This is a genomic window from Vibrio sp. 10N, assembly GCF_036245475.1.
Classification (GTDB): Bacteria; Pseudomonadota; Gammaproteobacteria; order Enterobacterales; family Vibrionaceae; genus Vibrio.
In genome coordinates, this window is record NZ_BTPM01000001.1 from 1,783,439 (window position 1) to 1,804,546 (window position 21,108).

General features: G+C 46.2%; 22 protein-coding genes. 14 read left to right on the top strand and 8 right to left on the bottom strand.

The genetic code is table 11. The features are described 5' to 3' along the window. Positions 1–12: 12 nt before the first annotated feature. Positions 13–1,605: an ABC-F family ATPase gene (locus AAA946_RS08210; RefSeq protein WP_338164415.1), complete on the bottom strand. Its 1,593-nt coding sequence runs from the start codon at positions 1,603–1,605 to the stop codon at positions 13–15. A gap of 189 nt (positions 1,606–1,794) precedes the next feature. On the opposite strand from AAA946_RS08210, the gene AAA946_RS08215 reads away from it, so the two are divergent. Both AAA946_RS08215 and AAA946_RS08220 read left to right on the top strand, forming a co-directional pair. Continuing rightward, complete coding sequence (locus AAA946_RS08215; protein WP_338164416.1) at positions 1,795–4,137, top strand: ATP-binding protein; 2,343 nt, start codon at positions 1,795–1,797, stop codon at positions 4,135–4,137. Positions 4,138–4,146: 9 nt separating this feature from the next. Then, positions 4,147–5,025 (top strand): mechanosensitive ion channel family protein, encoded by an 879-nt coding sequence (locus AAA946_RS08220; RefSeq protein WP_338164417.1) that lies wholly within the window; start codon positions 4,147–4,149, stop codon positions 5,023–5,025. A 26-nt stretch (positions 5,026–5,051) separates the two neighbouring features. Here the strand turns inward: AAA946_RS08220 and AAA946_RS08225 are convergent, their stop codons facing one another. Next, positions 5,052–5,300, bottom strand: a complete 249-nt coding sequence (locus AAA946_RS08225; protein WP_338164418.1) for a Rho-binding antiterminator — start codon at positions 5,298–5,300, stop codon at positions 5,052–5,054. A gap of 89 nt (positions 5,301–5,389) precedes the next feature. Further along, a complete protein-coding gene (locus AAA946_RS08230; protein WP_338164419.1) occupies positions 5,390–5,836 on the bottom strand; it encodes a YHS domain-containing (seleno)protein in 447 nt (148 codons plus the stop codon). A 127-nt stretch (positions 5,837–5,963) separates the two neighbouring features. Here AAA946_RS08230 and AAA946_RS08235 point away from each other — a divergent pair, with 127 nt between their 5' ends. Beyond that, a complete protein-coding gene (locus AAA946_RS08235) occupies positions 5,964–6,143 on the top strand; it encodes a hypothetical protein (RefSeq protein WP_338164420.1) in 180 nt (59 codons plus the stop codon). Between the two features lie 175 nt (positions 6,144–6,318). Beyond that, positions 6,319–6,675: a thiamine-phosphate diphosphorylase gene (locus tag AAA946_RS08240; protein WP_338164421.1), complete on the top strand. Its 357-nt coding sequence runs from the start codon at positions 6,319–6,321 to the stop codon at positions 6,673–6,675. A gap of 48 nt (positions 6,676–6,723) precedes the next feature. Here AAA946_RS08240 and AAA946_RS08245 read toward each other — a convergent pair whose 3' ends face one another. From AAA946_RS08245 to AAA946_RS08255, 3 genes are read right to left on the bottom strand one after another with little or no spacing between them, the layout of a single operon-like run. Next, the gene (locus AAA946_RS08245; protein ID WP_338164422.1) at positions 6,724–7,176 is read right to left on the bottom strand and encodes a GNAT family N-acetyltransferase; all 453 of its coding nucleotides are present in this window, start codon (positions 7,174–7,176) and stop codon (positions 6,724–6,726) included. 2 nt (positions 7,177–7,178) lie between these two features. Then, positions 7,179–9,194 carry a sensor histidine kinase gene (locus AAA946_RS08250; RefSeq protein WP_338164423.1) on the bottom strand — a complete coding sequence of 672 codons (2,016 nt, stop codon included), beginning with the start codon at positions 9,192–9,194 and terminating at the stop codon, positions 7,179–7,181. Next, positions 9,187–10,641, bottom strand: a complete 1,455-nt coding sequence (locus AAA946_RS08255; protein WP_338164424.1) for a sigma-54-dependent transcriptional regulator — start codon at positions 10,639–10,641, stop codon at positions 9,187–9,189. Before AAA946_RS08255 ends, AAA946_RS08250 begins: the two co-directional genes overlap by 8 nt. A 239-nt stretch (positions 10,642–10,880) precedes the next feature. Here AAA946_RS08255 and AAA946_RS08260 point away from each other — a divergent pair, with 239 nt between their 5' ends. From AAA946_RS08260 to AAA946_RS08300, 9 genes are all read left to right on the top strand, one after another. Beyond that, a complete protein-coding gene (locus tag AAA946_RS08260) occupies positions 10,881–11,723 on the top strand; it encodes a substrate-binding domain-containing protein (RefSeq protein ID WP_338164425.1) in 843 nt (280 codons plus the stop codon). Next, positions 11,723–12,421 carry an ABC transporter permease gene (locus AAA946_RS08265; protein ID WP_338164426.1) on the top strand — a complete coding sequence of 233 codons (699 nt, stop codon included), beginning with the start codon at positions 11,723–11,725 and terminating at the stop codon, positions 12,419–12,421. The genes AAA946_RS08260 and AAA946_RS08265 overlap by 1 nt, the downstream gene beginning before the upstream one ends. A gap of 90 nt (positions 12,422–12,511) precedes the next feature. After that, positions 12,512–13,234: an energy-coupling factor ABC transporter ATP-binding protein gene (locus AAA946_RS08270; RefSeq protein ID WP_338164427.1), complete on the top strand. Its 723-nt coding sequence runs from the start codon at positions 12,512–12,514 to the stop codon at positions 13,232–13,234. After that, positions 13,212–13,805: a molybdenum cofactor guanylyltransferase MobA gene (mobA, locus tag AAA946_RS08275; protein WP_338164428.1), complete on the top strand. Its 594-nt coding sequence runs from the start codon at positions 13,212–13,214 to the stop codon at positions 13,803–13,805. Before AAA946_RS08270 ends, mobA begins: the two co-directional genes overlap by 23 nt. Before the next feature lie 16 nt (positions 13,806–13,821). Then, positions 13,822–15,594, top strand: coding sequence for a bifunctional molybdopterin-guanine dinucleotide biosynthesis adaptor protein MobB/molybdopterin molybdotransferase MoeA (locus AAA946_RS08280; protein ID WP_338165804.1), 1,773 nt, complete (start codon positions 13,822–13,824; stop codon positions 15,592–15,594). A gap of 41 nt (positions 15,595–15,635) precedes the next feature. Continuing rightward, a complete protein-coding gene (locus AAA946_RS08285; protein ID WP_338164429.1) occupies positions 15,636–15,902 on the top strand; it encodes a DUF2960 domain-containing protein in 267 nt (88 codons plus the stop codon). A 118-nt stretch (positions 15,903–16,020) separates the two neighbouring features. Continuing rightward, entirely contained in the window at positions 16,021–17,058 is a 1,038-nt protein-coding gene (locus AAA946_RS08290; protein WP_338164430.1) for a DUF2817 domain-containing protein, read from the top strand. Beyond that, complete coding sequence (locus AAA946_RS08295) at positions 17,040–17,786, top strand: alpha/beta fold hydrolase (protein WP_338164431.1); 747 nt, start codon at positions 17,040–17,042, stop codon at positions 17,784–17,786. The genes AAA946_RS08290 and AAA946_RS08295 overlap by 19 nt, the downstream gene beginning before the upstream one ends. An 82-nt stretch (positions 17,787–17,868) precedes the next feature. Further along, positions 17,869–18,135: a hypothetical protein gene (locus AAA946_RS08300; protein WP_338164432.1), complete on the top strand. Its 267-nt coding sequence runs from the start codon at positions 17,869–17,871 to the stop codon at positions 18,133–18,135. Between the two features lie 14 nt (positions 18,136–18,149). Here the strand turns inward: AAA946_RS08300 and AAA946_RS08305 are convergent, their stop codons facing one another. Continuing rightward, on the bottom strand, positions 18,150–18,785 hold the full coding sequence (locus AAA946_RS08305) for a LysE family translocator (protein WP_338164433.1): 636 nt from the start codon (positions 18,783–18,785) through the stop codon (positions 18,150–18,152). A gap of 151 nt (positions 18,786–18,936) precedes the next feature. On the opposite strand from AAA946_RS08305, the gene AAA946_RS08310 reads away from it, so the two are divergent. Next, complete coding sequence (locus AAA946_RS08310; protein WP_338164434.1) at positions 18,937–20,418, top strand: carboxypeptidase M32; 1,482 nt, start codon at positions 18,937–18,939, stop codon at positions 20,416–20,418. A gap of 64 nt (positions 20,419–20,482) precedes the next feature. Here AAA946_RS08310 and AAA946_RS08315 read toward each other — a convergent pair whose 3' ends face one another. Then, positions 20,483–21,001: a porin family protein gene (locus tag AAA946_RS08315; RefSeq protein WP_338164435.1), complete on the bottom strand. Its 519-nt coding sequence runs from the start codon at positions 20,999–21,001 to the stop codon at positions 20,483–20,485. Between the last annotated feature and the right edge of the window lie 107 nt (positions 21,002–21,108).

A 21,108-nucleotide genomic window follows, 5' to 3' on the forward strand; every position in this document is an offset into this window, starting at 1 on the left:
GCTATCTAACGATTAACCATCAATACCTTTCGATCGTAAGAACTCAGCATACGTGCCGCGGAAGTCATTAATCTTCCCATCTTTGATCTCAAGAATACGAGTCGCTAGCGAGTCTACAAATACACGGTCGTGAGATACGAAGAATAGTGTTCCTTTGTACTGCTCAAGTGCGTTGTTCAGCGATTCGATAGATTCCATATCCATGTGGTTGGTTGGTTCATCCATTAGAAGCATGTTTGGTTTATGCATCATGATCTTGCCTAGAAGCATACGACCTTGCTCACCACCAGACAGGACTTTAACCGACTTTTTAATGTCGTCTTGACCAAATAGCATACGACCCAGGAAGCTGCGGATAACTTGCTCGTCATCGCCTTCTTGACGCCATTGACCCATCCAGTCCATTAGGTTCATGTCTTCTTCAAAGTCATGTGCGTGATCCTGTGCATAGTAACCAATGTTACTGTTTTCAGACCACTTGTACTCACCTGTGCGAGGCTCTAATACGCCTGCTAGAGTGTTAAGCAGTGTTGTTTTACCCACACCGTTTTCACCGATGATAGCCACACGCTCACCCACTTCAAAGATAGCGTTAAAGCCAGCGAATAAATCTTCTTCGAAACCTTGGCTTAGGTTTTCAACATTCAGCGCGTTACGGAATAGCTCTTTCTCTTGGTCAAAACGGATAAACGGGTTTTGACGGCTTGAAGGCTTCACTTCTTCTAGCTGGATCTTGTCAATTTGCTTAGCACGAGATGTTGCTTGCTTCGCTTTCGATGCGTTTGCAGAGAAACGCGCAACGAACGTATTTAGTTCTGCAATCTGCGCTTTCTTCTTCGCGTTGTCTGCTAATAGACGCTCACGAGCTTGTGAAGCCGCAACCATGTATTCATCATAGTTACCTGTAAACAGACGAAGTTCACCGTAGTCCAAGTCAGCCATATGCGTACACACAGAGTTTAGGAAGTGACGGTCGTGCGAGATGATGATCATGGTGCAGTTACGTTGGTTTAGCGTTTCTTCTAGCCAACGAATCGTGTCCATATCCAAGTTGTTGGTTGGTTCGTCAAGCAACATGATGTGTGGGTCAGCAAAAAGAACCTGAGCCAATAGCACACGAAGTTTCCAACCTGGCGCCACTTCGCTCATTAGGCCAAAGTGTTGCTCTTCTGGAATACCAACAGCTAGTAGTAGCTCGCCAGCTTTTGCTTCTGCCATGTAACCGTCTAGCTCAGCGAACTGAACTTCCAGATCGGCCACTTTCATGCCATCTTCTTCGCTCATCTCTGCTAAAGAGTAGATACGATCGCGCTCTTGCTTGATTGCCCAAAGCTCTTTGTGACCCATGATAACAGTGTCAACAACCGTGAACTCTTCGTAAGCGAACTGGTCCTGGTTAAGCTTTGCAACACGCTCGTTCGGATCGTAAGAGACGTTACCGCTCGTAGGTTCCAACTCGCCGCTCAAAATCTTCATGAAAGTCGATTTACCACAGCCGTTTGCGCCGATAAGGCCATAACGGTTGCCTTCGCCAAACTTGATAGAGATGTTTTCAAACAGCGGTTTAGCACCAAACTGTTGAGTGATATTTGCGGTCGATAGCACGAGCGTTACCTATGTGAATGAACAAAACTGCGCAACCCTACAGGCTCTTGGTCTGAGATGCAAGCAAGAACCGCTTTGATACTCAAAAACAGGCTCTTTTTTCCCTTCTCAGCAGCAGAGGGGGCAGAGTCAAACTACACTAAATAACAAATCAAATAGACTCAATCAGTTACGGATGGGAAGCCTACAATGATGAAACGGATATTCTGGTTATGGGTCGTGGCCATCACCCTAAGCTTCCCTGCTCTGGCTCGCTGGGACTATCAAGATGACAATGTGCCCATTGCCTCTGAAAATGCCCAGTCATTAGAAGATGAAATTGCCAAGTTACCCAAAGCGCTGTTTATGACGTCGACAGACATCAACAAAGTCCGGCGATTGCTGTCCTATACATTGGACCAACAAGATCGCAGCATCATTGAGTTTAATGAAGCGTTGGCCGTCTATCGAGACGATCCAAGTGAGGAGCAATGGTTTAAGGTACAAAGCCATTATTTAACGCTGAACAGTTTAAGCTTGAGTAAACAATCGCTATTAGAACTCGCTTCAGAGAAAACCTTTGAACAACTGACAGGGTTTGGCCCCGATGGGGTGACTCAATTTAAGCAAGAGTGGCATATTACTCAGCTCAATAGCGAATATTTCCTCTTCTTTCAGCTACGCAGCCTAAAAACACTCATCAAAGAAATCTTTATCTCTCCTGTGCCGGTCATTTGGGTTGGTCTGCAGGTCTTCTTGATTTATTCGCTCCTCATGTGGTGGCTTGCAAATGAACGCAGGTTATTTGATCAGTTCAAATCCCATGTCACCGCTTCAATGAACAAACCACCGATTTGGATTCGATTGGTGTGGTACTTAAGTAAAGCTAGCAAAGCCATCGCATGGTTGATCGCCATTACGGTCTCGTTGAGGGTGCTAAGTAGTATCGATGCGCTATCGCAGCTCTATTACATAGAGTTATTTACATGGTGGATATTGGGAGGCTCGATAGCGATCTCATTTATTCTTGAGTTTGTACAACGCAACAGTTTAGCTACCAATAAAACCGTTGCGGCTTTGCGACTTTCCACCGTTAGACGTTACGTATGGAGCTTTATTGTTGTGGGCTTGGTGCTGCAAATCGCCTCGCAAACGCTCGGTAAGGGTACCATCTACTATTGGATAACTAGCCTATTCTCTTTATGGTTCACCTTGATAACACTGAGCGTGATTATCATGTGGAAACGGGTGGTGTTTGACTCTCTCGATAGAATCCCTGAGAAACCGATCATAGTCGTTTGGGCTGCATCAAAAAAAGACGTGTTTGTCATTGGGCTGATTGCCACTGCCATTGCCACGCTCTGGATTGCCCTACACCACTTGAAAAACCGCCTAATTGGTATGCTCTCCACGTATACTTTTTTCAATCAAGCCCTGACATACCTGTTTAAGATCGAAGTCGCCAAACAAACCGGCAGTAGCGCTGACGACAACTTGGTGCGAGTCAAAGGCGACGCCGCTTTTCGTTATGTTCTACCTGGCGATGACGCTAGCCCTCTCATCGGTTTCGCAAACGAAGAACTAAAACAGCTTTCTAAGTACCTATTAACCAACAGTCCGGCGATATGCGTTGTCACCGGCGAACGCGGGATCGGAGCAACACGCCTTCTGACGCAACTACTGGGTAAAGTAAAAAACGCTGAGCCCATTTACATCAATTGCCCAAATTCCGGGTATAACGAACTTTTGATTCATCTGGCGGTAAGTTTGGGGCTCGAAGAGGACACGAGCGAAGTAAAAATCCTCAGTCATTTGAGAAAAAGCGACGCCCACTATTTAATAGCCATTGATAACTGCCAAAGATTGGTTAAACCCAAAGTTGGCGGATTGAATGATTTGATACGCTTTACCAACTTGCTGCGCCGCTCGAAGCAAAGTCATCGTGCCGTGTTTTCTATCGAAAAAGCCAGTTGGCGCTTTATCGATAGAGCGCGTGGAGAACGCTTGCTGTTTGATTGGGTAGCATTTTTACCCCGTTGGAGTGAACAACAAATGGGCGCTCTTCTGGACAGTCGGATCAATCAAAATGACAGCCACTTGGTCAGCTTTGAGGGGCTCGCGGTACCAAAACAGTGGGATAATGACAGTGAGTCCGAAGAGGATCGCGCCAAACAAGGTTTCTATCGCATTTTATGGCACTATTCGGATGGCAACCCGACCGTGGCACTGCGCTTTTTCCGTTTTTCTCTGAACCGAAATAAACAAACGGACCAGGTCGTTGTGCGCTTGTTTCACGCGCCGGAATCCGAAGAGCTCGACAAAATGCCCAAGCCGATGCTCGCTATCCTACGCTCTATCGTCCAACTCGAATCCGCGTCGCCGGAAGATGTCTCTGATTGTACTCAGCTCACCATTTCAGAAGTGATTGGCTCACTTCGCTACTTTCAAAGTCGAGGTTACATTGAATGGCGTGAAGACAAGGCAAGAATTTCAGATCATTGGTTTAGACACATCACCAATGTATTAGATCGTCAGCATCTGTTGGTTAAATAAGGAGTATCCATGCTTAGGATTTTGTTGCTACTTCCTTTGGTTTTGTGTGCCCCGATTAGCAGGGCGAGCGAAGAAGTTCCCTCAGTAGACAGTATTACCCAGTTTGCCTCTCTCATCCGTTGGTCTGGCGTACTGGCAAGTATTTTTATCGTCATGGGAACATGGCTGCTTATAAAGTTTATGAACTCTATGGTCGAGAGTATCGGCAGCCAATTCGTTCAATACCGGATGCTACTGCAAAAACTCCAGTCCTTTTTGCAGTTCTTTATCTACATGACTGCAGGCATCGTCGTGTTCATGCTCAGCTTTCGTATTAACGACCATATCCTCGCTCTGATTGGCGGGACTTTGGCGGTATCGGTTGGGTTTGCGATGAAAGATCTCGCCGCTTCATTCATCGCTGGATTGACTGTAATGATAGACCGACCGTTTCAAGTCGGTGACCGCGTCACGTTCGAGGGGAATTATGGGGACATCCTAACAATTGGCCTTCGCTCAGTTAGAATGCGAACCCTTAATGACGACATCATCACCATACCCAATAATAAATTCCTCAACGAAGTCACCGTGAGTGGTAACTATGGTGCGCTCGACATGCAGGTCGTGATTCCTTTTTATGTAGGAATGAATGAAGACATTGTACTTGCGCGTAACCTGATTCAAGAAGCGGCCTCCTCAAGCCGTTACATTCACCTCCCGAAACCGGTCACCGTACTTGTTAAACAAACCATCACCGACAACTACCTAGCAATTCAACTCACGTGCAAAGCCTATGTTGTGGATACCGCCTACGAGAAATTGTTTGAAACTGATATCACTCTGCGGGTGATGAGTGAGTTCCAAAAACATGGTATTCATCCGCCACAAATAGCCGTGAAAAACGGTTAGATAATTTATGTGGTAACGAGGTGCCGCTATCCGCAAAATGTTTTTGACTGGAAGTGCGGATTGGCCGTCAAAACCTCAATCAGTACAATATCATCTAGTACGATTAACACCTCCTGTTGAGCTTGCTTTAGTTTAATACACTCCACTTTCATCTCATTGCGAGCGGTATCCAACGCAGTACCTTCCAGCGTCTGCCCATTTCTCATCGATACCCTTAGGAGATAGTGATGCATACAGGCTATCTCTATGTAATCGTAATCGCTGCAACTTATCATTGTTTACTAAGCCCCTTTGTTCTAGATGACTGTTTGCATAGTACTTGAGAGTGAGTTTTTTCTGTCATTTTCCTAAACCAAAATCATTGCTATTGAGTCAGCAGTGTTGGCCAATTTTTGACTGCACTGGCAATATTGCCCGGAATATCTTGCTGCCAAGTGCTTTGTACCGACCGACTGTAATTAAGATAAAGCTTGTCGTTATGTAGGTACCACGCATTAGGATCGATTTTGGCAGTATAGCCTTTGCTTACTGCCCACGCGCAGTACCCGCCATACTGAGGGGCATATTTGTTTGGATTTTCGATAAACAAATCTAAATGCTTTTGGGATGAGAAATACCACTTAGCCTTATTCCAACGGTATGTGTAATCTCGATCACCTTTGACAGGTTTTCCCTCGGTAAAGTAGGCAACGGGATCGTAGCCACGTATCGCTTTGCCAAAAAAATCACTATAAACAGGCTCGATCGCAAACACGCTCGTGGTACCCACAAGCCACAGAGATACACAAATAAATAGTTTGGCTAGTTTCATGGACTTTCCTAGTTTAGATACGTAACAGCTAAGTAGACACGGCGAACAGCGATTATCTTTCAACAAACGCTGACCTCTGCGAAAGCTGATTTGTCGTGACTATATAGGCTGCTGTAAGGAGGCAAAGATGAAATGGGTATGTATGGTTGCTCTTTGTATATCAAATAGCGCATTCGCTGGAAGCGCGACCGGCGGCACACCAACGGTTCCCTGTTGGCTAAAAGGTGATTATCAGGGCAATATGCTTGTCACCCAATGCTGGAAAATGGGTGGATTACCCAATAAAAAACGTTCTCTGGAAAACTGACGGCCGCGCTACAGTTTAACGTCAAACCAATATATTTGTCGTGTTCACAAAAACATCAAGTTGATACCGACTAGCGTGCTACCTACTATTCCACGCACATAACGCCGCTTCATTACCCATGAAAGCGGCGTCGTTATGAAACTTTGGAGTAGTAGACTTGAACAAGTTCTCACACATGAATTTCGATAAATTGGGTAAAGAGCGTCTTAAACGAGAGCATGACCTATTAATGCTTAACCGTGTCACAGACCGCGAGTTTGAATCTAGAATGGCAATCTGGGACGCGTTTTCGCTAGCGAGTGCACCACTTGGTGAAGCGAAACAATTTATCGAACAGGCTTTCAATAAACTTCAAAATGACATTGTCCAAGCGCGTAAAGAATTCACTATGAGCTTCAGCGATTTTGAAGTCATGGCCGCCGAGGAGATCAACTACATTCGCGTCAATGTCGCTGATACTAAGTCTCAAAAAATTTGGTATGCCCTAATTACTGTGATGGTGCTTGGCACCGTTGCTATCTGTATGCAATAACCTATTGCAGCTAATAAAAAAACGCGAGGCTTACCTCGCGTTTTTATTTTATTCTTCGCTACAAACCGACTCTCTTTGCATATATACAAAGTGTGCATCTTCTTCGATGATTGAAAACGAGTATCGAGAATACAACTGCACAGCACGATTACCGCGTAGCACCGCTAGATTAATGGGTAAAGGGCCCGCTTGCCCAATGCACAACCGCATGATGGTGGAGCCTAAGCCCATCCCCTGAAACTCAGGTAAAATAAAAAAGCGGCCGAAATAGTAATGATCACTGCGTCGCTCAAGTAGATAACTTCCTATCGGCTTGTTATCGATGTCAACAATGGTTGGTTTGGCTTGCGACCACTCTTGTTGGTGCAACCTAAGTTGCAACGATTCGTCCCAGCCAAACACTCGCTTAATAGCATCATACTCGGTTTGTTTTTTTAACTGAAAAACGAAATCAAAATCTTGTTCGGTCGCTGGCCTTAAACGATATTGCAATTGAGTCATGGTTAAGCACTGACCAACAAGTGATGGTCGGTTTTATTCGGGAGATACAATGTAAACTGACTGCCTTCTCCTTCTTTGGAGTGTACTTTAATCTCACCGCCAGTTTGACTCAATATACTTTGTGATACTGACAAACCAAGCCCGGTACCATCGCGTTTAGTGGTAAAAAATGGATCAAAAATACGCTTAAGATTGCGCTCTGAGATTCCGCAACCTTCGTCGATGACATGGATTAGTGAGCCAATGCTTTCCTTACCCTCAATCCAGTCTTCCGTTAATACCGTCAGACGCCCTTTTCCATTCATTGCATGGATGGCATTCATTTGCAGGTTGACCAATATTTGCAGCAGTTGATGACGATTCACTTCGACTGGCGTTTTGGCATGCAAATCAACCACAAATTCCACATCGCGTTTCTTCGAGCCAGTGCGAACCAAAGTGACACTTTCATCCACAATCGGGTTGACATGTTGCCATGTAATTTCATCTTGTACACCGCCCTGACGGCTGTATTGCAACAGACTTCGGGTGATATTTCTGATGCGGTCAATCTGCGCCAAAATCGTATCGACCTCTTCCTCTACACGATTAATATCAGCGCCAAGTTCGAATTTCATCAACTCTACATTGCCAAGAATAACAGCGGTAGGGTTATTGATTTCATGTGCAATACCAGCCGTCAGTTCACCTAAGGCGGCCAGCTTTTCATTGGTCACGAGTTTGTCACGCGTTTGATTGAGCAGTTGTATATGCAGTTCAAGCTGCTCTGTTTTCTCTTTTAGACTAGCGGTACGAGAATGGACCTTAGCTTCAAGTTCGTGTGCTGCTTCTTGGATCTGCTCATTGCGATACTGTAATTGGTTGAGCATATTATCGAACTGAGTGGCGAGTTGACTTAGTTCGTGCTTGGAATTCAACCCAAGTGGACCAATACGTTCCTCATCCTTACCCAACTGGACCATTTTGACCACACGGTGTATCTGCTCGATGGGACGAAACAGATCTCTAGCACCACGGTACACAATCAACCCTGAGACCAGTAGCAGTAACACGATAATCGCGGTGATTTCCCCTAAGTTGGTGATGTAAGTTTTAATAAGCGGCCACACTAAGTAACCGGTGTACGTTATCCCCACTGTGTTACCGTGCCAATCGACGATCGGGTTATAACCGGCTATGTACCATGAGTCGTAAACAAACGCTTTATCAATCCAACTTTCTCCACGCTCTAATACCGCTTCCCTCACCTGTTCGGATACTACAGTGCCTAAAGCGCGACGGCCCTCATAGGAGTCTTCCATATAAACGTTAGTGGCAATCCGCAAGTCATCGAGAAATAACGTGACGGTACCCTGGTAACTGTGGCTCGAATAGATAGTGTTTTTGATTTCATCAACCAGCGCTAAGTTATTGTTCATTAACACGCCGCCATCCAAATAGCCGAGCAGCTGACTGTTAAAATCATACACAGCGGTCACGGACCGACTCACCAAGGCGCGCGTTTCTGTAATGTGTTTATCCTGATGCCATACTTCCGCATGGTCGGACAAGATTGGGTCAATAGTGCTAGCTTGAGTGCGAGTGAGTACATCGAAAAAACTCTTTTGACTGGCCATTTGCAGGTAGTCGTTGCTCTTCTCCGATTGCTGCTTGGGAATCCAGCGCAGATAGTCAAGATTATAGCGTTCTCGCTGGGAGCTAACCCATGTATCGAACTCATCATGAGTTTGAAGATGATCTAGGCGAGTTCGAAACTCATAGGACGAGGCAAACGCAGTAAGGTGATCGTGCTGGCGAATTTGTAAGCTGTGTATTTTGTCTTCGACAATATTAAGTCGCTCAGCCACATCCACTAAGGCACTTTGCCAGGTGTAATGAACAGACCAATACGCCGTAATGCCAAACAGCGCAAACAAGGTTAAAAATATCGGCGCAGAGGTGAGAAACAACAAGCGATATCGCACCATAGAAGTGATACGGTAACGCCATTTGCCGATAAAGCGGTTTTCTCTATTCATCAGACCCGTTCTCGTCCCACTCTTTGTATTTGCGCTCTAACGTTTTTCGGGCCACACCAAGGTCGCGCGATGCAGCGGACTTATTGCCAGAATGGTAATCCACCACTTGCTGAATGTGCGACTTTTCTACGTCTTTCAAAGACCAAGAGTTAGGATAGCCAAACTCCCCTTCAACCACTTGGTTAGTGTTCGGCATAGTGGTGAGATCATTCACCGACATGGTAATTGCGGTATTCACCGTACCGCCTTTCAATTCGGTAAAGTGATGAGCTGGTGGCTTACTGAGTAGGATGCAACGTTCAAGCATATTTTTTAGCTCGCGAACATTGCCCGGCCAATCGTAGTCTTGCATCGCGTGCATATCTTCATGCGCCCATTTTGGCTCGCTCACACCTAGCTCTCGAGACAACTGGCGGGTAAAAAATGGGACTAAGTCCGAGAGATCCGCTAAACGCTCCCTCAATGCTGGCACGTCAATTCTGAGAACATTCAATCGATAAAACAGATCTTCGCGGAACTCGCCGTTAGCCACCTGATCACGAAGGTTGCGATTCGTCGCGGCAACAACTCGAACATCGATGCTGATTTCCTTTTCAGTACCTACCGGCCTCACCGTGCGCTGTTCTAGTACCCGCAGCAGTGACGCTTGCATCGACAAAGGCATCTCTCCGATTTCATCGAGGAACAAAGTACCGCCACTGGCAACACGAAATAAGCCCTCGCGACTTTTCTTGGCACCCGTAAAGGCTCCAGCAGCATGACCAAACAGTTCACTCTCTAGTAATTCTGGAGCAAGCGCACCGCAGTTAACAGCGACAAAAGGACCTTGCCTTTGACTCGCTGTATGAATCCCTCGTGCAACTAGCTCTTTGCCTGTACCAGACTCCCCCTCAATCAACACCGACGCCCTTGATGGTGCATACTGTGTGATCAGCTGCTTTAGCTGTTTGGTCTTCTCCGAATTCCCAATCAACTCTTTGCTGACGCGTCGACTAATGTCATGACTCAGCGCTAGGTTCATTCGCTCTGTTAAACGCTTATCCATGCAACGCTTCACAGCTTGTAGCATTTGCTCAAGATTAAACGGCTTTAAAATAAAGTCGGAAGCACCGAGCTTTAACGCGCTGATCGCCACTTCTAAGTCTGCGTAACCTGTCATAAATATCACATCGGCTTTGCGTTCTTGGTCGTTAAACGCTTCTTTCCACTCAATACCAGAACGTCCCGGTAAATTGATATCCAGGATGATCAAATCATAGTGGTTTTGAAGGCGCAGGCTTTCCGCTTCTTCGACACTGTTGGCGGTGTCGACTTGGCCAAAACCTTTGCTTAGCGCTTTTTTAAGTACGGTTTGCATGCCGACTTCGTCATCGACAACAAGTACCGAGAAAGCCAAATACGGTGACGACTGTTGGTTGGGGACATCAGAGGTTTGAAATAAAGTCATAAATTGTTGTTATTGTTCCTATTTGAGACAGAGTGTACCAATGTATTACAAAACATCATGGGTAAAATTGCGACATTTTGTCCCAGCTCAAATTAATTGTAGTTTATGCAATGAAATTTTTAGCAAAATGTCGCAGTTTGCCTCTTTTTTCCTATGGAAATTGTGGCATTGTCCTTGCTTAAGGATATGGCTCGCCATAAGCACATGGTTTTACGATAAAAACAACAATGGACAATACTATGATTTCCTCTCAAAAAATGGCCTCCCGATTAATGGTTACCGCGGCGTCACTGGCAACACTGTCTGTTTCGGCTTACGCAGACACTGGCGAACAATCCCGAGTTCGTCTGGCGACAACCACCAGCACTTATCATTCAGGCCTTCTCGACTACCTACTACCAGAATTCACCCAAGAAACGGGCTATCAAGTGGACATTATTGCCGCTGGTACCGGTAAATCGCTCAAAATGGGCGAAAACGGTGATGTGGATGTCGTCATGACGCATGCGCCGAAAGCCGAAGCCAATTTTGTTGCTTCAGGTTTTGGTATTGAGCCACGCAGTGTTATGTACAACGACTTTGTGATTGTCGGTCCAGAAAAGGATCCCGCTCACGTCCACGATCAAAAAACGGTTGAAGAAGTCTTTGACCATATCGCGAAAACCAATGCGATTTTTATCTCACGTGGCGATGATTCTGGTACACATAAAAAAGAACTTCAGATATGGAAGCAAAGTAAGATTCAACCAGACTTTGGCGGTTACCGTTCTGTAGGCCAAGGTATGGGGCCTACGCTAAACATGGCGTCAGAAATGCAGGGGTACACCATGACCGATCGCGGCACGTGGCTCGCTTATCAAGCTAAACTCGATCTGGCTATCCTTTTCCAAGGTGACAAACAATTGTTTAATCCTTATCAAGTTATCGTCGTAAACCCGGAGCGTTATCCTACCCTTAATACCAAAGGCGCACGTGCGCTGAGTGACTGGCTTGTTTCCGACAAAGGTCAGACGATGATCAATAACTACCGCAAAATGGGCGAACAGCTTTTTGTGGCCGATGCTAAGAGCAACAACAGTTAATGAGCATTACCGAAACAACCATGGAGGCGCTAAGCCTCCTATTTAGCCTAGACAGAGATCTGTGGCGGATTGTTGCTGTCTCGTTCAGTGTATCAATCTCAGCGGTCTCTTTAGTCGTGCTGCCAGCGATCATTGCGTCCTATGTGCTTGCCTACACCAACTTTCCCGGTAAGTGGTTTTTATTATCACTGGTCAATACCATGCAAGCGATCCCAACGGTGGTGATCGGACTATTGCTCTATATGTTGCTATCGCGTTCTGGCCCACTCGGTGACTGGGAAATGCTGTTTACCCAAAGAGCGATGATCGTCGGGCAGATACTTATCTGCTTTCCTGTGTTGGTTTCTATGATGCATGGCGCGTTGCAAAGCACAGACAAGCGTGCACTCGAAACATCTGTCACGCTCGGTGTATCAAGACTTCGCACTTTAATGACCTTGATTTGGGAGTCTCGCTTCCCACTAATGGCGGCGGTTGTCGCAGGGTTCTCACGTATCGTGACCGAAGTTGGCTGCTCGATGATGGTTGGCGGCAATATTATGGGCTTAACACGAAACATCCCAACGGCCATTGCGATGGAGAGCCACAAAGGTGCTTTCGCACAAGGTGTCGCGCTTGGGATCGTATTGTTGGTTCTGGCTTTAGCGCTCAACTTTTTACTGTCATCCATGCGTGGTAAAGGCGTTCTTCGCAGCTAAGTCTGCTTATTTGAACTTAGAGATTAGCAAAGACGTCGGTTTTAAATACCCACACTATAATTAATCCAAGACACTGCTTAAGGGACAACAATGACAATACAACTCAAAGCAAAGCAGGTTTCGATGCGGTTTAAAGACCGTGTCCTTTTTCATATTCCCAGCCTTACGATTGGCCCAAACGAAGCCGTTTATCTAAAAGGTGACAATGGCGTTGGCAAAACCACTCTACTTAAAATCCTAGCAGGCCTTCTCAAGCCAACATCCGGTTCTGTTGAGCCCCGCAGTCAAACAATGATGTCACGTTTATTCAGCGGCGCTGGCCGCAAAGATGTCATCTATCTTCATCAATCGCCTTACCTGTTTGACGGTACGGTTTATCAAAACGTCGTGTACGGTATTAAACATAAGCGAGGCGATATTCATGATAAACGTGCTGAGGTCATTGCTGCATTACGTTTAGTCGGCTTAGAGACGCTTGCCGATGAGCATGTTTCTGTCTTATCAGGAGGGGAAAAGCAGCGTGTAGCGATGGCGCGTGCCTGGGTATTGAAGCCGTCGATTTTGTTGATGGACGAGCCCAGCGCTTCCCTTGACCAAGAGTCTATAGAACGGCTGGTTTATATGGCGCAAGATCTATTAGCGCATGGTTCGAGTATTGTAATCACAAGCCATCAGACCAATGCCCTCACACGATTATGCCGAAAACAATGGTGGATTAAAGACTGCACCTTGATAGAATCACCGTTGCTTCAAATCATCGATAAAAAACAGAAAGATAAAGAGAGTATTTATGTTGCATCCAACTCAGACTAGTTGGGTTATTCTTGCTGGCGGGCAAGCCTCTCGTATGGGTGGCAATGATAAAGGGTTGATAGAGTTCAATGGTAAGCCGCTGATTGAACACGTGTTGGAGCGCCTAAAAACGCAAACCAACGATATCACGATAAACGCAAACAGAAACCACGAACGCTATGAGCAATATGCTCCCGTGATTAGTGACTCCTATCCCGATTATCCAGGCCCTTTGGGTGGCATACACGCTGGTCTTATCTCGGGATCCACTGATTGGGTTGGATTCGTTCCCTGTGACAGTCCTTTCATTGATACTGCGGTCGTCGAGCGATTCTGTCAGTCCGTGACTGACCAGTCCGATATCCTCGTCGCTCATGATGGCGATTTTCATCAACCTGTCTTCACGATGTTCCACAAACGAGTGCTTCCAAAACTTGAAGCCTTTTTGGAACGTGGCGATCGCAAAATCATCTTACTCTATAAAGAGTGTCACACCGACTACGTTGACTTCTCAGACAGTCCTGAGTGTTTTGTGAATCTCAATACGCCAGAAGAATTGGCGAAATTAGCGACGTCAAACGATCATCATTAAAGAGCGCACTATGACCATTAAGTCTATCAACAATGTTCCCCTACTCGGTTTTGCAGCCTACAGTGGCACCGGTAAAACCACATTACTCGAGGCATTGCTGCCAAAGCTAACCGAAACTGGCCTGCGTATCGGTGTGCTAAAACACGCTCACCATAATTTCGATGTCGATAAGCCCGGTAAAGACAGTTACCGTTTGAGAAAGGCGGGCGCAAGTCAGATGCTAATATCCTCTCGCTATCGCCACGCGTTGATGACCGAAACACCCGATTCAGAAGCGGGCTTTGAGCACTTGCTATCACGCTTTGACCATCAAGCACTCGATCTTATTTTGGTCGAAGGCTGTAAAAATATCGCCTTTCCAAAGATTGAGCTAAACCGTCAAGAAGTCGGCAAGCCTTGGTTACACCCAAGTGATGATAATATTATCGCGATTGCGTCTGATAGCGAGCTTGACGTGACGATCCCAACGATGAGCATCAACGATCTCGATGCCATTAAACAGTTCATCTTAGATTATGTGAAGTCGCAAAACACAAGTTCACCGGCCGCTGCCGCCTGTTGCGACACTCTCTCTCCTGCATTTCTATCTGTTGTGCAGGGACAGCAAAAGATATTAGAAGCGATTTCTCCTATTGACGCGACGGAAACTATCGCGCTTGAGGGAGCGTACGGTCGTGTATTGGCGGAAAATATCAGCTCACCTATCAATGTTCCGGCTTACACCAACTCGGCGATGGATGGTTACGCTATTCGTGGAGAAGACATTGCTCATGAGCAGTTTGACGTCGTCGCGAGCATTATGGCTGGACACGGCTACGACAAAACTCTGACTCAAGGCCAAGCCGCTCAAATTATGACTGGCGCACCTATGCCAGAAGGCGCTGATACCGTGGTCATGCGTGAGCAAGCGATCGTAGATGGCGATCGCGTTGGTTTCGCTAATGCCTCTATTAAATTGGGACAAAATGTTCGCCAAGCTGGTGAGGATTTGGCGGTAGGTCAATCCGTGTTCACTGCCGGGACATTAGTACAAGCACCAGAGATGGGTATGATTGCTTCTTTAGGCATGAACACCGTTATGGTAAAACGTGCATTACGTGTTGCTGTGTTCTCGACTGGCGATGAAGTGCAAGCACCAGGTACACCACTCAACGCTAACTCCATCTATGATTCAAACCGCTACACCATTATGGCCATGCTGCAGAAGCTTGGTTGTGAGATCGTTGACCTCGGTATCTTAGAAGATAACGAAGCCGTTATGGAGCGAGCCATTGTTGAAGCGAGCAAGAGTGCTGATCTTATTATTACCTCCGGTGGCGTATCTGTTGGTGATGCCGACTTCATCAAAAATGTTCTAGAGAAACGTGGCAGCGTTGATTTCTGGCGTATTAATATGCGTCCAGGTCGTCCGCTTGCATTTGGTGATATCAGCGATGTGCCATTCTTTGGCCTTCCCGGTAACCCAGTGGCGGTTATGGTGTCATTCATTAACTTTGTAGAGCCAGCCATTAAGAAAATGCAAGGTGCGCTCAGTTTTGAACCCCTCAAGGTGCCAGCTATTGCTACAGAATCGCTGCGCTCTCGTCAAGGACGTACAGAGTTCAGTCGCGGTATCTACGAAATCGATAACGAAACGGGTCAGTTGAGCGTCAAAACGACGGGTAAGCAAGGCTCTGGAATTCTGCGTTCAATGAGTGAGGCGAACTGTTTGATAGAAATTGCCCCTCACATCGATACAGTAAAACCCGGTGAAAGCGTGACAATTATCCCACTTCAAGGCAGAATCTAGCGCTTAGATTTGTTAGGTAGCAATTTTAATAGGTAAACCTTATGGCTCGTACCATCATTTATGAATACAAAAACGAAGAGAAGACACTGACGTTTTCTTATCAGCAACATCGCAACATCCATGAAGCTGTCGCTGAAGCAGAAGGTATTGACCTGACGGAATTCCTGAAGATGGAACAGCAGATTGAAGCCATCTCGGATACCAAAGCAGTTCGCAACTATCGTGACAACCATTTTAAAAAGCTTGGCTTTGGTAAGATCACGCTAATGCAAAAAGAGAACTTTGGTCTGGGTAAAAAACCTAGATAAGCGACCTCTCCTAAAATACCCAAACACCGAGCTCAAGCTCGGTGTTTTTTATTGGGCGTCACAAATCCTTCACGACACCCCCACTCTCGCGACGCTAAACTAATATTAACGTTATGAATTGAGTGGTATTTATCGAATTATGTTCGCCGCGACCCCAAGAGAACTTGGCCATATCCAAGATTTTGCCGAGCGCTATCCTGAGTTGTCTCTCACCACCCTCACCCATATTGAGCATCAAGGCTTTGAGATGCCATTGCAACGGCTGTCAATGGGTTCACAAGACCCTACCGCGCCCTGCCTTATCCTGACAGGATCGATTCATGGTGTTGAGCGTATTGGCAGCCAGATTATTTTGGCTTTCATCAAAAGCCTGTTAAAACGTCGTCACTGGGACAGCCAATTAAATGACACGCTGAACAAAATTCAAGTTCTCACCGTTCCTGTGGTGAATCCTTGGGGTGTCGCACTGAAAACACGGGCCAATCATCGCGGTGTCGATTTGATGCGCAATGCGCCTGTTACCGCAAACAACCCTCGTTATCAGCTTTATGCCGGTCAAACCATAAGTCCAACACTCCCTTGGTATCGGGGAAACAGCGAGCAGATGGAACAAGAGCTAACGGCACTTTCAAACTGTATTCTTCAAGTCACACAAACCGCCTCTTCCACCATAGTGCTCGATGTACATAGTGGCTTTGGCACTCGAGACCGATTGTGGTTTCCATTCGCTCACCATAATCGACCACCAGAGACACTGCACCAATTCTATTTGATTTATTCGAAGTTTCGAAAAAGCTTCCCACACTATGAGCTTTACCAATTTGAGCCTCAATGGCATCAGTATACTACCCATGGTGATTTCTGGGATTGGATGTACTTGCAACACTATCAACAATCGACCTCACCTTTTGTTCCGCTAACTTTAGAACTTGGCTCCTGGCTTTGGGTTAAAAAGAACCCAATGCAACTACTTCGTTTTAGTCAGCTGTTTCATCCAACAAAGCCACATCGCGTCAAACGCGTCCAAAGAAGACACAGCACACTTCTCAGTTATTTAATGCAAGTTTTGTATAATGAGTTGTTAACACAGATAAGCAACAACGACCGAGATATACTGACGAAAAAGGCGAACAAATTATGGTACCCATCGTCCTAGTAAGAGGTTTATTGCGTGAAGCGGGCCACTGGCATTTGATGGTGGATGCGCTTAAACGTTTAGATAACGAACTGTTGATCCTCACGCCAAATGTCCCTGGCAATGGCTGTTTGTACCATGAAACCAGCCCAATGCAGATAGAGTTGATGCTGGAACCTTTGCTCGAACAACTGCCCAGTCATATAGAACGTTACCATGTCGTGGCGATCTCTATGGGCTCGATGCTCGCGTCTCATTGGGCACACTTGTATGGTGACAAAGTCGCAAGTTTAACGCTCATTAACCCAAGCTTTGCCAGATACAGTCCCATTCATCAGCGTTTCAACCTTAGGGCGATTCCCAAGCTACTCAGCGCAAAACTGCAAGGAAGGCGTGCTTTTGAAAAAGCTATTTTAGACATCACCTTTCCTGACCATGTCACCAATCCAAGTATTTTGGCCTACCATTTGGCGTTAAACAGCAAACATCCAGTGAAATTTTGCAATGCTATTCGTCAGCTCATCGCGGCAGCCAAGTTCGTCGGCCCGAGTCTACCGCCTCGCTGCCCCACTCAGGTCATTACCAGTAAACATGACAAGTTAGTTCGTAGCCAAGCGGGACAAGCCGTCGCTAATGGCTGGAATGTCCATCACCGTTCATTCTACAGTGACGCCCATGACCTTCCCGCAGACTCGCCCACCGAGCTTGCTGACTATTTATACCAATGGCTTAAAAAATTGAATATCTGAAGGAACTTGTGGCGCGAAAAGGTAACTAAACACTCATTGAATCGCTAATATGCATGAATTGTTCAACGATTGCTGGGTCATAATGAAAAGAACCAAGATTACCTTTACTCTATTTTTGAGTTTGTTATTGACTGTTGCTGGCTGCGCAACACACAACGAGTTTGCATCAGAGGCCGAACTCCACCATCACAACCAGCAAGCTCGAAATTTCTGTAAGCAGTTAAATGAAGGGGAGCAATATTATCAGTGCTTTGACCGTTACCTGCTAAAAAGCTCATCTGTCACCATGCACAAATTAATTACGACCCAACGCTCGCTACAGCGAGCGATGGAGACACAGGCAAGTTGATATCTTTAGCCCGTTTAAACGGCTGGCTTCTCCATTAGTAACTTCACACCTAAGCCAATCAGTACCACACCTGTTGTTGCCTCCATCCAACGGGTGAATTTGTCGCTTTTTAATAGCGATTTAGCCGAATTCAACATGCCAGAAAGGCCACACTGCCAAAGCATGGCAATCACAAAATGAATGGCTGCCATCAACATTGATTGAGCAAATGGCGAATATTCCGGGTTAATAAACTGTGGCAGAAACGCTAGGTAAAACACCGCGGTTTTTGGATTAAGCACATTAGAAAGAAACCCCTCACGCAGTGAACGACGTCCTGTAACACGTTTGCCGCTAGCAGCATCAACTTGCATCGATGAGCCTTGCTTTAGAGAACGCAAACTTGATAGCCCGAGCCAGATCAGATACGCCGCACCAATCGCTTTAATCACAGAGAACAACTCTGCTGATTGAGTCAACACGACTGAAATTCCCAACGCTGAAAATGTTGCGTGCACAAACAGACCTAAACAAATCCCCACGCTTGTTACTGCCCCATCTTTAAATCCGCCACGAGTGGTATTTCGGATCACCAATGCGGTATCAAGTCCTGGTGTTAGGGTGAGAATAGTGATCGCGACAATGAAGGCTTCGAAGTTCTGAATATGCATAGTAAAGACTGTGTTTCTAGGACAATACCCTGATTCTGCTTCAACTCGCCGCAAAAAGCGAATGTCTTTTGAGCACTATATAGCATTAACCTTTTCGCAACCCATTGTTAATGTTAACGTATAGCCCACGTTCATACGATAGGTCACAGACATGGAAAACTACAATAAACTGGTTGAACACTATAAAACGATCGCAAATTTTGGCCATCTTTCGGCTATTTGTGGCTGGGACGCCGCAGCGATGATGCCCTCTGGCGGCAATCAAGCTCGCTCAGAGGCGATGGCGCAGCTATCTTTACACATCCACCAACTATCCACCGCTCCACAGCTCGGTGAATGGCTTGATAAAGCAGAGTCTGAATCACTCGATGCAATGCAAAGAGCCAGTCTTTCTGAAATGAAACGACAGTGGCGTTTAACGACAGTAGTCCCAGAAGATCTTGTCAAAGCTAAGTCACTCGCTGGCTCTAAGTGTGAGCACGCATGGCGCACTCAACGCGGCGAAAACGACTGGAACGGCTTTTGCGCTAACTTCGAAGAAGTTGTGAACCTATCACAGCAAGAAGCTCAAATCCGTGCAGAGCAAGCAGGTCTGACGCCTTACGACGCGATGCTTGATATCTATGAGCCAGGCGTGAACTCTGCCCAGCTTGACACTTTGTTCGGTGACCTTATCTCTTGGCTACCTGAGCTCACCCAGCAGGTCATCGAAAAGCAAAAAACAGAGTCGGTTTACACGACGGACGAACGCTACGCCACCTCAGAGCAAAATGCACTCGGGTTAGAGGTCATGAAACTGCTGAAGTTTGATTTTGACCATGGTCGCCTAGATATCAGCTCACACCCATTCTGTGGCGGTGTACCTCAAGATGTTCGCATTACGACTCGTTACGATGAAACCGACTTTGTTCAATCGCTAATGGGCATTGTCCACGAAACCGGCCACGCTCGCTACGAACAAGGCCTACCGACGTCTTTCTCTGGCCTGCCAGTTGGTGAAGCGCGCTCAATGGGTATTCATGAATCACAATCACTGTTTTTTGAAATGCAGTTAGGTCGAAGCGACGGTTTTATTCACCATCTATCACCTTTGGCACAAAAGCATTTTGCTTCCAATGATGCAAAGGTGTTTGAACCAAATAACCTTCAAAAAATCTACACTCGAGTTCAACCGGGCTATATCCGCGTCGACGCTGATGAGCTAACCTACCCTGCTCACGTGATCCTACGCTATGAAATTGAACGTGATCTTATGAACGGCAAGATTTCATACAAAGATATCCCTGAACTGTGGGATCAAAAAATGCAGCAGTACTTGGGTTTGTCGACGAAAGGCAACTACAAAGATGGCTGTATGCAAGACATTCACTGGACAGATGGCGCCTTCGGTTACTTCCCGTCCTACACTCTTGGCGCTATGTATGCGGCTCAGTTTATGGCAGCAATGAAGCAAACCGTTAATGTCGATAAAGCGATTAACAGCGGTGACCTAAACCCAATTTTCACTTGGTTAAGTGACAACATTTGGTCAAAAGGTAGCTCACTATCAACAGAAGAACTCGTGAAGCAAGCAACCGGTGAAACACTGAATGCAGCGCACTTCCAATCACATTTGAGAAGCCGTTACTTATAATACTACAAACAACAAAGGCGACATTTCTGTCGCCTTTGTACATCTTAACCACGTTAGCTAACGCTTAGAAAATATGAAGCGTCGCGTTAATAGTGAAGCTGTCTAGATCTTTGTCATTTGAGAACGACGTCTTGATGCCGTTGAAACGCTGCCAGCTTGCGCCAACAGAAAGCATATCTGTTACGAAGTATTCTGCACCTACACCGTACATAAAGTCAGTACCGCTGTCGCTACCGTTTAGGTTGCCTTTGTAATCAGCGTTGTAGTAGTGGAAGCCACCTTTTGCGTACAGCTGGATTGGACCGATATCGATACTTGGCTTAAGTGCCGCGTACCAAGAGCCAAGCTCAGCATAGCCCGTGCTACCATTGCTTGCAGTCATGTCGTAGTTACCGTGCTTCCAGTAACCGCCTTCAATACCAATGATAGGCAGGATACCAGTGCCCACGTGGAAACCCATAGGCGTGTCGCTGTTTCCGTTGTAGTCTGCACGACCTGCAGAAACACCACCATACAACCAAGCGTCTGCAAACGCAGACGTTGAGGCACCAACAAGCGCAAGCGCTAAAAGTGTCTTTTTCATTTGTAACCTTCTTGTTTAATAGAATGCGGCGAATCCAATCAAAGCCACCGCGGAGCTTTATATATCACACACTATATCTCTTGAGAAACTCATCTGTTTTAATTTTT

Excerpts from the sequence above, each read along its gene's own strand:
- mobA (WP_338164428.1), top strand. The coding sequence starts at position 13,212 with ATGTTGCATCCAACTCAGACTAGTTGGGTTATTCTTGCTGGCGGGCAA.
- AAA946_RS08240 (WP_338164421.1), top strand. The coding sequence starts at position 6,319 with ATGAATTTCGATAAATTGGGTAAAGAGCGTCTTAAACGAGAGCATGAC.
- AAA946_RS08300 (WP_338164432.1), top strand. The coding sequence starts at position 17,869 with ATGAAAAGAACCAAGATTACCTTTACTCTATTTTTGAGTTTGTTATTG.
- AAA946_RS08250 (WP_338164423.1), bottom strand. The coding sequence starts at position 9,194 with ATGAATAGAGAAAACCGCTTTATCGGCAAATGGCGTTACCGTATCACT.
- AAA946_RS08295 (WP_338164431.1), top strand. The coding sequence starts at position 17,040 with ATGGTACCCATCGTCCTAGTAAGAGGTTTATTGCGTGAAGCGGGCCAC.
- AAA946_RS08235 (WP_338164420.1), top strand. The coding sequence starts at position 5,964 with ATGAAATGGGTATGTATGGTTGCTCTTTGTATATCAAATAGCGCATTC.
- AAA946_RS08305 (WP_338164433.1), bottom strand. The coding sequence starts at position 18,785 with ATGCATATTCAGAACTTCGAAGCCTTCATTGTCGCGATCACTATTCTC.
- AAA946_RS08255 (WP_338164424.1), bottom strand. The coding sequence starts at position 10,641 with ATGACTTTATTTCAAACCTCTGATGTCCCCAACCAACAGTCGTCACCG.
- AAA946_RS08315 (WP_338164435.1), bottom strand. The coding sequence starts at position 21,001 with ATGAAAAAGACACTTTTAGCGCTTGCGCTTGTTGGTGCCTCAACGTCT.
- AAA946_RS08215 (WP_338164416.1), top strand. The coding sequence starts at position 1,795 with ATGATGAAACGGATATTCTGGTTATGGGTCGTGGCCATCACCCTAAGC.
- AAA946_RS08230 (WP_338164419.1), bottom strand. The coding sequence starts at position 5,836 with ATGAAACTAGCCAAACTATTTATTTGTGTATCTCTGTGGCTTGTGGGT.
- AAA946_RS08265 (WP_338164426.1), top strand. The coding sequence starts at position 11,723 with ATGAGCATTACCGAAACAACCATGGAGGCGCTAAGCCTCCTATTTAGC.
- AAA946_RS08310 (WP_338164434.1), top strand. The coding sequence starts at position 18,937 with ATGGAAAACTACAATAAACTGGTTGAACACTATAAAACGATCGCAAAT.
- AAA946_RS08225 (WP_338164418.1), bottom strand. The coding sequence starts at position 5,300 with ATGATAAGTTGCAGCGATTACGATTACATAGAGATAGCCTGTATGCAT.
- AAA946_RS08245 (WP_338164422.1), bottom strand. The coding sequence starts at position 7,176 with ATGACTCAATTGCAATATCGTTTAAGGCCAGCGACCGAACAAGATTTT.
- AAA946_RS08285 (WP_338164429.1), top strand. The coding sequence starts at position 15,636 with ATGGCTCGTACCATCATTTATGAATACAAAAACGAAGAGAAGACACTG.
- AAA946_RS08220 (WP_338164417.1), top strand. The coding sequence starts at position 4,147 with ATGCTTAGGATTTTGTTGCTACTTCCTTTGGTTTTGTGTGCCCCGATT.
- AAA946_RS08260 (WP_338164425.1), top strand. The coding sequence starts at position 10,881 with ATGATTTCCTCTCAAAAAATGGCCTCCCGATTAATGGTTACCGCGGCG.
- AAA946_RS08270 (WP_338164427.1), top strand. The coding sequence starts at position 12,512 with ATGACAATACAACTCAAAGCAAAGCAGGTTTCGATGCGGTTTAAAGAC.